Origin of the sequence: Xenococcus sp. PCC 7305 (assembly GCF_000332055.1) — a bacterium.
GTDB lineage: Bacteria > Cyanobacteriota > Cyanobacteriia > Cyanobacteriales > Xenococcaceae > Xenococcus.
This window is the reverse complement of the sequence record NZ_ALVZ01000066.1, coordinates 1-12,610: the sequence shown is the minus strand read 5'-3', so window position 1 is coordinate 12,610 and position 12,610 is coordinate 1. Positions and strand designations below refer to the sequence as shown.

The 12,610-nt window shown below is 41.2% G+C and carries 10 protein-coding genes and 1 pseudogene; 7 read left to right on the top strand and 4 right to left on the bottom strand.

Going from position 1 to position 12,610, the window contains the following annotated elements:
* Positions 1-1,462 (bottom strand): annotated as a pseudogene (locus XEN7305_RS01860) (ATP-binding protein); the annotation flags it as partial.
* A gap of 558 nt (positions 1,463-2,020) precedes the next feature.
* On the opposite strand from XEN7305_RS01860, the gene ffh reads away from it, so the two are divergent.
* Positions 2,021-3,490 (top strand): signal recognition particle protein, encoded by a 1,470-nt coding sequence (gene ffh, locus XEN7305_RS01855; RefSeq protein ID WP_006507621.1) that lies wholly within the window; start codon positions 2,021-2,023, stop codon positions 3,488-3,490.
* Positions 3,491-3,771: 281 nt separating this feature from the next.
* On the top strand, positions 3,772-5,901 hold the full coding sequence (recQ, locus tag XEN7305_RS01850; protein WP_006507620.1) for a DNA helicase RecQ: 2,130 nt from the start codon (positions 3,772-3,774) through the stop codon (positions 5,899-5,901).
* Between the two features lie 80 nt (positions 5,902-5,981).
* Here recQ and XEN7305_RS01845 read toward each other — a convergent pair whose 3' ends face one another.
* Both XEN7305_RS01845 and XEN7305_RS01840 read right to left on the bottom strand, forming a co-directional pair.
* Complete coding sequence (locus XEN7305_RS01845; protein WP_006507619.1) at positions 5,982-6,716, bottom strand: DUF6683 family protein; 735 nt, start codon at positions 6,714-6,716, stop codon at positions 5,982-5,984.
* Positions 6,717-7,227: 511 nt separating this feature from the next.
* On the bottom strand, positions 7,228-7,749 hold the full coding sequence (locus XEN7305_RS01840; protein ID WP_006507618.1) for a gamma carbonic anhydrase family protein: 522 nt from the start codon (positions 7,747-7,749) through the stop codon (positions 7,228-7,230).
* Positions 7,750-7,804: 55 nt separating this feature from the next.
* Between XEN7305_RS01840 and XEN7305_RS01835 the strand changes: the two genes are divergently transcribed.
* The 4 genes from XEN7305_RS01835 (at position 7,805) to XEN7305_RS01820 (ending at position 9,753) form a co-directional block, all read left to right on the top strand.
* Complete coding sequence (locus tag XEN7305_RS01835) at positions 7,805-8,311, top strand: TIGR02652 family protein (protein WP_006507617.1); 507 nt, start codon at positions 7,805-7,807, stop codon at positions 8,309-8,311.
* A gap of 20 nt (positions 8,312-8,331) precedes the next feature.
* On the top strand, positions 8,332-8,769 hold the full coding sequence (locus XEN7305_RS01830) for a VOC family protein (RefSeq protein WP_006507616.1): 438 nt from the start codon (positions 8,332-8,334) through the stop codon (positions 8,767-8,769).
* Between the two features lie 74 nt (positions 8,770-8,843).
* Positions 8,844-9,080 carry a 50S ribosomal protein L28 gene (rpmB, locus tag XEN7305_RS01825; RefSeq protein WP_006507615.1) on the top strand — a complete coding sequence of 79 codons (237 nt, stop codon included), beginning with the start codon at positions 8,844-8,846 and terminating at the stop codon, positions 9,078-9,080.
* A gap of 265 nt (positions 9,081-9,345) precedes the next feature.
* Positions 9,346-9,753, top strand: coding sequence for a hypothetical protein (locus XEN7305_RS01820; RefSeq protein WP_006507614.1), 408 nt, complete (start codon positions 9,346-9,348; stop codon positions 9,751-9,753).
* Positions 9,754-9,830: 77 nt separating this feature from the next.
* On the opposite strand, the gene recN is transcribed toward XEN7305_RS01820, so the two are convergent.
* Positions 9,831-11,588, bottom strand: a complete 1,758-nt coding sequence (gene recN, locus XEN7305_RS01815) for a DNA repair protein RecN (protein WP_006507613.1) — start codon at positions 11,586-11,588, stop codon at positions 9,831-9,833.
* 180 nt (positions 11,589-11,768) lie between these two features.
* Here recN and hetL point away from each other — a divergent pair, with 180 nt between their 5' ends.
* Positions 11,769-12,488 (top strand): heterocyst differentiation pentapeptide repeat protein HetL, encoded by a 720-nt coding sequence (hetL, locus tag XEN7305_RS01810; protein WP_006507612.1) that lies wholly within the window; start codon positions 11,769-11,771, stop codon positions 12,486-12,488.
* The last annotated feature ends 122 nt before the right edge of the window (positions 12,489-12,610 follow it).

Here is a 12,610-nt window from a genome sequence, read left to right as displayed (position 1 = left end):
TGCCTCGAAGACTCCAAACAAAGGAAAATTCGGGACTATCTGGAAGATAAGCAATTAAATGATTGAGACAAACCACAGCTTCTTGATAATAGCTATAGTCATCAAGATTATTAGCCAAGTTATACAAGGAACCCAACATTAATCCTGGCCGTTTCTGGGTTAACCCTATAACTAATTTAGTTAAACCTCGAACATATTTTCGATTAAGTTCAACCATCCTTTCCCTAGCTTCAATTTGTCCATCACGGGGAGTCAAAACAAGTTCGGCATCAATCAAAAAATCTAATGCTCTCCCCACAGAATAGCGACACCATAATTGCCAGGGTTGACTATCCATAACCAATAAGGCTGTAGATTCAACAATTTCTCTAGTTAAAGAAATCCCCAATTGTTGTAGCAAATCCACCGCATCATAAATATGAACTGCGACGGGATATCTCTGCACCGCATCCTGATAGCGTTTGTTCCAGTTTTCTTTGAGAGTGTCGCGATAATTATTCGGCGTCAGAGGTAACTTACGGTTGCGTAGCCTGACTAAATTTTCGACGACATTTCTGAAAGTTTGGTCATTCTTTCTGGCAATTGGCAGAAAATTCTCTTCTTGGGCATAAATTTGCGTTTCGGGAATGGTATCTCGTAATAGTTGAGCGATAGCGATATCTTCCGGCTCAGGCAATTCGTAAACAGTAAACCGACTCCAAAATTTGGAATATTTGTCTTTTTCCAACTTATCCCAAGGGCTGGGCTGCCCAGGAATATCAGAAAATCTTTCATTACGAGCAGTGGCTAAGACTTTGATTTCTCCATTACTGCAAAACCGTTCATAGGCGGTCAAACTTCGCAGCAACCGATTTTGTAGCGATTCATTTATCGGCTCTAGGGGTGATGTTTCGGCGCGAGGGGATTTTTCTTTGGCCCCAAAAGACATTCTCTGATTGAGGTCGTCGAGCAAAAAAAGTAATTTGCGATTGGTATTCAGTTCGCTCAGATGCTCCGCAGTTGGTTCATCTACCCAAGCCCCTAATTTTAACCACATTACAGTCCAGCCTTCACGGTTCAACAACTGAGCTAGCTCTCCCGCTTCTCTAGTTTTACCCAACCCCGTTCTCCCTTCAATAAGTAGCCAATTCGAGGCGCCCAGCTTTTGGCTCAATTCTTGGCGAACACTCACTTGTCTAGTTGGACAACGATCTTGATAGCGAATCTCAGCATTTGCTAGCGGATCTTGTTTATTCCCAGGAAAAACAACTGACAAGACATCACCATTGGGGCGAATAATTTCAAATGGCGAAGGAATAGCAGGGGGAAATTGTCTTTTGCGCTTTTGGTTGCGATACCACCAGAGAAAACCAATCAGGCTAGAGACAGATAAACCGCCAATAGTTAATAAAATTCTTACTAAATCTTTATTATCAACCAGAAGCTTACTAATTGTCTGCCAAACAGCTTGAGGGTCAACCATGAAATATTTAACTAAATAGCCTCGACTATTATTAGTTTATCTGAATTATTATCTGTTTTCTTCTTTTACAGGGAACAAATAAAAATAGGACTTACGCAAATTTCCCATAGGTTTTAGTACAAGATATTTTAGAGATATGTTTTTAAGAAACTACAACTTCCATTGTGGAAAATTAAACAACCACCAAGACAATCCCTAATTTTCTAACTCATCAGTTAATCCTTACGCAAGGGGTTTGGGGGCGGCGTCCCGGCCCCAGCAGGCGAGCGACCCTGGTGAGGTTTCCTCACCTAAGGAACGCGCGAGATTGGGGTCTGGGGGACTGGTCCCCCAGTAGCATTTATGGCTTTGATCGATAATTTACTGAATAACAATATTTCATTTTGCGTAAATCCTAAAAAAATTAGTGATCCGAACCATCCCCATTGTCTAATTCCCAAATTAAGGTTTTATCTCACTCTTGACTCTTGACTTTTGACTTTTGACTCAAACCTTGGTTCCCGCAATCCGATAACATAAAATATATATCCTAAAATATATCAATCCAGGTTTATTTTTATGTTTGATGCTTTAGCAGATAAATTAGATGATGCGTGGAAGAAGCTGCGCGGTCAAGATAAAATTAGTTCGTCTAATATTCAAGATGCTCTAAAAGAGGTTCGTCGTGCCCTGCTCAGCGCCGATGTGAACCTGCAAGTCGTTAAAAACTTTATTGCTCGCATCGAAGAAAAAGCTGTGGGAGCCGAAGTTCTCTCTGGGGTGAACCCTGGGCAGCAGTTCATCAAAATTGTCTATGACGAGCTGGTTGCAGTCATGGGGGAAAGCAATGTTCCCCTAGCTGAAGCCGATAAACCTCCCACCGTGATTTTGATGGCAGGTTTGCAAGGTACAGGTAAAACCACTGCCACCGCAAAACTCGCATTATACCTGCGCAAACAACAACGTAGCTGTTTGATGGTAGGAACAGATGTCTATCGTCCAGCCGCGATCGATCAGCTATTAACTCTCGGTAAGCAAATCGATGTTCCTGTATTTGAGATGGGAACCGATGCCGATCCGGTAGAAATTGCCCGTCAAGGATTGGCAAAAGCTCGGGAAATGTCTGTAGATACGGTAATTGTTGATACCGCAGGTCGCTTACAAATTGATTCCGATATGATGGGCGAATTGGCTCAAATAAAGGAAACCATTCAACCTGATGATGTTTTGCTAGTAGTAGACTCGATGACGGGTCAGGAAGCTGCTAATCTTACTCATACTTTCCATGAGCAAATTGGAATTACTGGGGCAATTCTCACCAAATTAGATGGTGATACTCGTGGTGGGGCAGCTCTCTCGGTGCGGCAAGTATCAGGTCAACCAATCAAGTTTGTTGGGACAGGAGAAAAAGTTGAAGCTCTAGAACCCTTTTATCCCGATCGCATTGCCTCTCGTATCCTCAATATGGGGGATGTGCTCACTTTAGTCGAAAAAGCCCAAGAAGAATTTGATTTGGCAGATGCAGCGCAAATGCAAGCCAAAATCATGGAAGCTCGGTTTGATTTTAATGACTTCCTCAAACAAATGCGCCTCCTAAAAAATATGGGTTCCCTTGGCGGAGTTATGAAGTTAATTCCTGGGATGAATAAACTCAGTGGTGCCGATTTGGAGAAAGGGGAAACCCAACTCAAACGCACTGAAGCGATGATTAACTCTATGACCAAAGCCGAACGGGCCGAACCCGAATTATTGGCTCAATCTCCTTCCCGTCGTCGTCGAGTTGCTAGCGGATCAGGCTTTTTAGAAAGAGATGTTTCTAAATTGATCAAAGACTTTACCAGAATGCGATCGCTAATGCAGCAAATGGGTAGCGGTGGTATGCCCGGAATGCCAGGAATGGGTGGCATGGGTGGAGGAATGCCCAGTATGCCCGGAATGCCTAATATGCCCATGGGCGGAATGTTTGGTGGTGGTAGACCTGGTTTTCGTGGTCAAGCTAAGAAGAAAAAGAAGAAACAAAAGAAAAAGAAGGGTTTTGGCACTCTGTAGAAGCAATCACTAGTGCCGCTGCGCGGAAGTAATAAGTAATAAGTAATAAGTAATAAGTCTTGATACATCAGCTTTTTGCCCTTCGTTGATAGATAGCTTATTTGCGCCCGCGTCCACGAGTTAGAGTTCATTTAGCCCTAAGCGATCAGGCAAAGCCTGCTGGCACTGCGTGATCGTGAATGGGAAGTGATTAAGTCCTTGCTGCAAACTCCCAAAGGTTTTAGCGATCGCCGATTACCAATCAGTCAAAACTGCTGAAATGCTTAATGGTTTAATGGTCAATGTTTAATGATTTAGAGTCTGCTTTAAAACATTTTTTTGGTTACGATAGTTTTCGCGCTGGGCAAAGGAAAATTATCGAGGAAGCTCTTAATAATCAGGATCTATTGGTTATTATGCCCACAGGTGGCGGTAAGTCTCTTTGTTTTCAGTTGCCAGCTTTGCTGAAAGAAGGTCTAACTATTGTGGTTTCTCCCTTGATTGCTTTAATGAAGGATCAGGTGGATGCCTTGCAGGATAATGGGATTGGGGCGACTTTTCTCAATAGCACTCTCGATTATGCTGAGGGGCGATCGCGTCAGGAGGCGATTCTCGCAGGCAAGATTAAATTACTTTATGTCGCGCCAGAAAGATTGTTAACTGAGAAGTTTCGCTCTTTTTTGCTTCGTGTTGCTAATGGTTTAGGGCTTAATGCGATCGCGATCGATGAGGCTCATTGCGTTTCCGAATGGGGACATGATTTTCGTCCCGAATATCGTCAGTTAAAACAATTACGTAGTCAATTTCCCCAAACTCCGATCTTTGCTTTCACGGCAACAGCAACCAAAAGAGTACAAGACGATATTATTCAACAGTTGGGATTACGCGATGCAAATGTGCATTTGGCTAGTTTCAATCGCCCCAATTTGCATTATGAAGTTAAGTCAAAAGACAAAAATAGCTATTATCAATTATTAAAAGATATTCGTCGACAATCAGGTTCAGGGATTGTCTATTGTTTGAGTCGGCGTCGAGTAGAAGAAATTGCCTTGAAACTCAAACATGATGGTATTGATGCTTTGCCATATCATGCGGGGTTAGAGGCTGAGGTTCGCTCACATAACCAAACTCGTTTTTTGCGGGATGATGCGAGGGTAATTGTGGCAACTGTGGCTTTTGGCATGGGGATTAATAAGCCCGATGTGCGGTTTGTGTTTCACTTTGATTTACCCCGTAGTTTAGAAAGCTTTTATCAAGAATCGGGTCGAGCAGGCAGAGATGGGGAAACTGCAAAATCGACTCTCTTTTTTAGTTTTGGTGATATCAAAAAGGTCGATTATTTAATTGAGCAAAAACCCGACCCCAATGAACAAAGAATTGCCAGACAACAATTGAACCAAGTTATCGATTACGCCGAAGGCACAGTTTGTCGACGGACAATTATTTTGCGTTACTTTGGGGAAAGATTTGGCGGAGATTGTGGCAGATGTGACAATTGCCTGGAGCCTAAACCGATTGAAGATTGGACAATCGAAGCGCAAAAATTTCTTTCTTGTATGGTGCGTTGTCGTGAAAGATTTGGCATGAATCATTTGATCGATGTGTTGCGGGGTTCGCGGAATAAAAAAGTGCAGCAATATGGACATCATTTGGTTTCTACCTATGGTATTGGCAAAGAAAAAAGCATTGATGAATGGAAAATGCTTGTGCGATCGCTGTTGCATCAAGGGCTAATTTCCGAGACTAATGATGGTTATCGCATTTTACGATTAAACAAAAATAGTTGGGAAATCCTCAAAAAGCAGCGCTCGGTTCAGATCGCTGTGACCCAGAAGAAACTTGGCAAAGGGGAAACTAAATATAGTCCTCGCCAAGCCGAAGCCGAAATTCTTTACGAGAAGCTGCGAGTATTGCGCAAGAATATTGCCGACTTGCAAGCTGTGCCTCCCTACGTTATCTTTGCCGATTCTAGTTTGAAGTTAATGTCCCAATTACAGCCGAAAAATGACAAAGAATTTTCGAGAATCTCTGGGGTAAACAATCATAAGTTGCAACAATATGGGGATAAGTTTTTATCGATTATTCAAGACTTTACGCGATCGCAAGAACTGCCCAAACCCCTGCCGAGCAAAAGTCAAATGGCGACTTTGCAGCTCCATCAACAAGGTTTAAATCCCGAAGAAATTGCCAATAAAAGGGGTTTTGCCATGAGCACTATTTGTACTCATTTAGGAGATCTTTTGGAAATGAATCAACCTGTTGCCTTAAATCAATTGGTGAAACCGGAAAGGCAAAAGGCGATCGTCGAAGCTATTGCTAAACATGGAGATGTTTCCCTCAAAACCCTTAGAGAATCCCTAGGCAAATATTACAGTTATGATGAAATAAAAATAGTTCGAGGATGGTGGCGTAGTCAACGCGAAATTTTTTAGTTTACTATTTGTTAATAGGTTGGCATACCTTAAAAATTGTGAAGATTGACCATCATATTAATTTAGTAATACTAATAATTTTATTTAGTTGTAAATCCTTGAGGTGTTAAATCCAAACTTCGTAAATCAATATTTTGTTTCAACATATTTGTGTAAGCTGCATCAGACAATTCCTGGAGTTGCAAGGGATTACCAGACTGTAATGCTCGATGATGCATTCCCAACGCCAGCATCGTTTCGTAAATTAAGGTTTCTGCCACGACTTGTTTTTGAGCATCGTTTTTGTTGCTTATTAATTCATTTTGAAGGACTATTTTGCTAACTTGATTCTGAACAGCTTTAACTAAATTCTTAGAAGGAGTTGAAGCTTGATTAGCAACCAGCCACATTGTCAGCCAATAGGCAGTTACCGTATCGCCAACATTATCTGCTCGTAATTCATAGGGTGCCATGTCAATTTTAAAAGTTCCAATCACATCTTGATGCCTTAATGTGGTGTCAATTTCTTCGGCAGATTGAGGATTATTTTGCTTGATAGTATTCCAAAAGCGTTTCCTCAGCTTGGCTGAGATCTCTGGAGATGGACTATATTCTAGAGTTTCTGGATAGATCGTAGCTGATGAATTTTGTCTAGCAGTTGAAGAACTAGCCGCATTTTTAGTAGATTTGCCAATCGCTGCATTAATTGCGGCTGTGCCAGCAATATTCATGCCTGCGCTGTTAGCAGCATTAAACATTCCCATGCCAAAATCTGCACGAGCAACAGAAGCAAAACTTAAAATTGCAAATAATACGAAGAGGCGGATTTTAATCATCACAAGAAGAACCAGGTATCACATCTGAGGTGTATTTTCTCATAAACACAGGAAGAGAGCTTTACTGTGAATACAATTATATTTATCCCTAAGTCCCTACAACTCATGATTTAACCCCTACATCCTTAAAGTCCCCATCCCTAATCGTTTATTTGATGGATAATCCTTTTTTATTAGTACAAAAGAACTATAAAAGGTCTCGAACATAAATAGAGCATTGAATATAAGCTAAAAAACTCCATCGTAATTTCATAGAAATAATTGATATTTTTAATCTTTTTTTACATTAGACTCGTATACTCTGTTACAATTCTTAAGTAGTGAAACATCTTCCAGTTGCGAACTTGGGAACTCACGACTTAAGATTTTTCCAGAATAAAAAAAACAACAACAACAATTAAAGAAGCCAGCGAAGACGATCGCTGGTGTTTTTTTTCACTTTGTGATTACCTCTAAATTTTCAATATCTTCGTCCTTAAGGGCAAATATTGAGGTTGTAGATGGCAAAATGTTACTTACTAATTCTCTGTGCATGAGCCAATGCCAATTCATAATATTGCTGTGCATGTTTGATTAAATCTTGAGCTTTTTCCTCAGTGATATCACGAATTTTCTTGGCGGGAACTCCCACCATCAGCGATCGCTCAGCTACATCTTTCGTTACAATACAGCCCGCACCAATAATACTCCCTGTGCCCACGGTAACCCCGTCTAGAATCACTGCGCCAATCCCAATTAGGCAGCCTCTTTCTATATGAGCTGAATGGACTACTGCTTGATGTCCAATTGTTACATAATCATCTAATATTGTTGGCAAGCCGGGATCGCCATGTAAGACGGCGCCATCTTGAATATTGGTATATTTACCAATCACAATTTTTTCTAGATCAGCACGCACCACAGCGTTGTACCAGATATTAGCTCCTACTCCTATTGAAACATCGCCGATTACCGTTGCATTATTCGCAACAAAAGCCGCCGCAGACAAATCAGGAGTATCAAAATTACCGTTGAAGATTAAGGATTTATTCATATCTAAAGGAAGTTTAGAGAGGATGTTGTAAGGTAGAAGAAAAAGAACGAATATAATGAATCTAAGCTTACAATATCCTATATTTGGATCGGAAATTAAATGTCCTCATTGTCGTCAAACTATTGAAGCCATTACTTTGACCGACAGCTATATTTGCTCACGGCATGGAGCATTTGAAGCTGACCCCAAGACAGAAGTGTTAGTCCATTTACCCTCGGGGAGATCTTGGAAACTTTGGGAAGAAAAATGGTATCGTCAACATACTCATCCTGATGGGATTCGTTTTGAAATACATGAAGCTTTAGATAGACTTTATACAGAAGGCTTTCGAGCTACAAAGATTATGATTGCCCATCGTTATAAGGATTTGGTGAGCTCCTATCTGGAACGACATCAGCCTTGGCAAAAAGTGGAAAATTCGGAAAATCCGCAACTTTACGGTTTGCCCGTATTTTTTAGTGCCGAATCAGCAGAAGAACCTTATTGGAATATCATCAATTTCCATTTGGAAACCGAACCAGGGAAACCTCGTCACTATCCGTATCGGTTTCTTTTTGAGTAGAGGAGACTAAGTGATTATTTATGTTTCATCATGCTTCGATTCGTACTGCTAATATCTATCGGGCGATCGCGTTTTATGAATTACTAGGTTTTGTCGTCAAAGAACGATTTACTACAGGATTCACTCTTGCCTGTTGGCTCGAAGGGCTGGGGGGAAGAATCGAACTGATGGAAATTCCCCAACCAAACCCCACTCCAGATATTTTTGATGATGAACATTATGTGGGTTATTACCATCTATCTTTTGAGTTGACTAAGATAACTGATAATTTACCCGAGTGGTTGGAGCAATTAAAAATTAAGTTCACCACCGCAGCTCAGGAAAACCCTGATTTAGTAAGTCCGTTGAAGATTTTACTCGAACCGCGGCAACAACAGATATGCGATCGCGTTTATGAGGTTACTTTTATTGCTGATAGCGACGGTTTACCTTTAGAATTTATTCGTCTTTATTCCTAATCTATTCTTTACTCCTTCCTTTCTTGATTGAATGCTACAATAAGAGGCTGTGATATAAGATTGGAGGATTAACTGTGTCTCGCAAATGTCAATTGACAGGAAAAAAAGCTAATAATGCTTTTGCCATTTCTCACTCCCACCGTCGGACAAAAAGATTACAACATGCTAATTTGCAATGGAAGCGTGTTTGGTGGCCAGAAGGCAATCGTTGGGTAAGATTACATATTTCGACAAAAGCCATTAAAACCCTTGAGCGGAAAGGCATTCATGCTATGGCAAAAGAAGCTGGTATCAATCTTAATAAGTTTTAAGTCCCATCTTTCCTTGATAAATCAAGGCTCGATAAAATTGCATATAAATTATTCCTAAAAGCGATCGCTACTGTCATTGGCGATCGCTATTGTTTTGATAATGGGTCAAAAGTTAACTTATCTCAAAATTCACAATTAAATTATTCCTGGGAAAGACCACAAAAGTGAAATTAGCGGTAAAGTGGAAATAGGTGGTAATTTGTAAGCTTTTATATATTGCCCTATCCAAATTAAATTGTCCCGAGTATGGAGGAGGCAATCAATCATGGATTCTCAATTGATTAGATATACAGGTAGAATAACTGTTGGTTTATTAACCATCGCCGTGCTCGCTCATTTTAATCCCAAGGTAATAGCCCAAGAGGTCAATATTACTAACGAAGATGAAGTGCAGCGACTAGACGAAGTTATAATTCCCCAAGGCACGATTCAGCAGCTAGACAAAACTCAACCCAAAAATTGGGGGACTCCGTCTTTTGGTGTTGGGGGTGGCTTTGAAGGTGATGATAACAGTATTTATCTCGATTTAGAATATCTTGAGTCAGATTCTGAGCCGCAATATTACTTTTTTGGTCGCCAAGTGACGGTTCATCCTCACTTTGAGGACTGGTTAAGTCTGAATCAAGGAGAAGCCCCTAGAGGTTATATCACAATTCCGATTGTCCAGTTTTAATTGTTGACCATTGAAGGCAGAGGGCAGAGGGCAGAAGGGAAGAACCTACTGCCTCCGTTTGATGGTAAGCGATTAGTTTAATCTCTGATTGTTTTCTGGTATTTAGCTGCTTTGATTAACAGGGATTCGGCAAAGGCGATCGCGTCATCTGCTGCATGACCACCTGTGATCTGGGCTAGTTCTTCAATGACTTCTTGGCGATCGCAAAGGGTTTTGACTCTGACCACAGTGCGAATATCGGGAAGATGGGAATCTCCATTGCGCTCTTGTTGGGTCGGTTCTTCGATAATGGTTTTGGCTACTTTGTAGTGGGCATTTGCCATGGCTGCGACCAAGGGCTGATGGGTGACACAGAGCACTTGATGTTTTTGGCTGAGTTGATAGAGTTTTTCTGCGATCGCTTGGGCAACTTTTCCTGATACTCCCGCATCTATTTCATCAAAAATAGAAGTATGGGAATGAACTTCTGCGCCCACAAAACAAGCTTTTAGCGCCAGCAAAAAACGGCTCATCTCACCGCCAGAGGCAGTTGCTGCCAAAGGTTGAATTGTCTCTCCTGGATTGGGACTGAAAAAGAAAACAATTTTGTCTGCGCCGTTGATTGTGGGTTGGCAGGGGATCAAGCGCGATTCAAAGATCACCTTATCCATCGCCAAAGGTTTTAACTCTTTGACGAGCTTTTTTTCTAATTTGACGGCTGCTTTTCGTCGAAGTTGGGTTAGCTGGGCACAGGTTTGGGCCAACTCATCTTGACTGAGTAGGTATTCCTGTTCGAGGGCGGCTAAAGATTGTTCATCATTAGTTAATTCAGCCAGTTCTGCATTCAAGTGATCTTGAGTTGCGATCGCATCTCCTAATTCGGGGCCATATTTACGACAAATATTCTTTAATTGGCGAATTCTTGCTTCTATCTCATCGAGACGTTCGGGGTCGGCTTCTAACCGATCGCCATAGCTATTGATTTGTTGTGCGGCTTCGGTGATTTGCGTTAACCCTGACTGCACCATTTCCAAAATAGGAGCCAATCCATTATCGTATTCTGTCATTTCCACCAACAAAGCTTCTGCTTTGCCTACCAAGTCGGAAGCTGCGGCTGCTTCGTAATCATTTTGATAAAGAAATTGATAGACTTGATAGCTAAATTGTTGCAGTTCTACGATATGGGATAAGCGATCGCTTTCTTGTTCCAAATTGTCCAACTCATCTGCGGTGGTCAAATTGGCTTCGGCTAATTCTTTAAGTTGATATTCAATAAAATCTTGTTTTTGTAGTCTTTCTTGTTGAGATTTACGGCGCTTTTCTAACTGAGACTTGGCCTGTTGACAATGTTCGTAGGCGATCGCAACTTGTTGCTTTTGTTTCGCTAGAGATTTGCCTGCATATAAATCTAATAACTCTCTTTGTCTTTCGGAAATTAATAAATCGATTGTTTGTCCTTGGGCAGTGATTTCTACTAGCTGAGAACGCAACTCATCCATCAATTGACGATTCACTAAGACTCCGTTGATTCGCGATCGCGATCGCAATTTTCCTTTGGTAACAGTTATCTCTCGGCTACAAACCAAACTATTTTCTTCTAAAAATTCGATTTCTTGTTGCTTGAGCCAAGTTTCCAAACTAGAGTCTAGAGCAAAAGAAGCCTCGATAGTTGCGCGATCGCTTCCTGTGCGAATACTACTAGAATTAACTTTTCCTCCCAGAGCCGCATCTATTGCATCGAGAATGATCGATTTCCCAGCACCAGTCTCTCCTGTCAGGACATTTAAGCCCTTGTCGAATTGCAATTGTAGGCAATCGATTAGAGCAAAGTTATCAATTCTCAAAGAAACAAGCATCTACCTATCATAGCTGAGTTCAATAAGGTTTACGAGAATCAGAAGAATTCCCCCATCAGCCCTAATCAAAAGTTTAGCTGAAGCTAGGAGGAATAGGAAATTTTTCAGTGCTAAATAAGTAATAACTTGTAGTGGCAGATAGAATACGTCTGGTGCAGATTAGATAAAGTCAAGGTTTACATGGAAACAGAAACAATATTGACAGGATACGCAGTAGGGGAAAGACAATTTTCCCGAATTAACCTGCAAGAAGCTGAATTAATCAAAGTCAATCTCAGCAATGTTGACTTAACCGCAGCAGATTTACGGCAAGCCAGACTTGGTAGGAGTAATTTTGGTCATGCTTGTTTGCGTTCGGCCGATTTGAGCGAGTCAATACTTTGGGGGACAGACTTTACTCAAGCGGATTTATCTCAAGCTGTAATGCGAGAAGCCGATCTTAGTGGGGCAATTCTCACTCAAGCTAATTTGGAAAAAGCCAATTTGATTAAATCGATTTTAGAGGGGGCAAATTTTAGCGGAGCCAAACTTCGTCACGCCTTGATGATTGAAGTGGATTTACGACCAGCATCTGATTATCGCACTAATCTTAGTCAGGCAGATTTGAGCTATGCCGATCTTAGCTATGCCAATTTGAGTATGGCGCTTTTGTATCAAGCCAAGTTAGATGGAGCAAGATTATCTCGCGCCAATTTGAGTGCTGGTAGGGGCGAAAATGCTTTAGCTACAGATTTAACAGAAGCAAGCCTACGGGATGCCGATTTAAGTTATGCCAATCTTACTGGCGCGATATTGCATAGAGCGGATTTAACAGGAGCAGATCTTACTGGAACAATCTTAACCAATACTGATCTTAGAGAGGCAAAGATGCCTGATGGGGCTGTTTATAAGAAAATATAAAAAGGATTGCGGGCGTTGCTGAATCCAGAGATGAATTCGTTTCGCGCAAAGGCGCAAAGACGCAAAGAAAGAAGCAAAGAAGATTAGTCCAAAATTCTTTCATGTTTTAAATCAGCAACGCC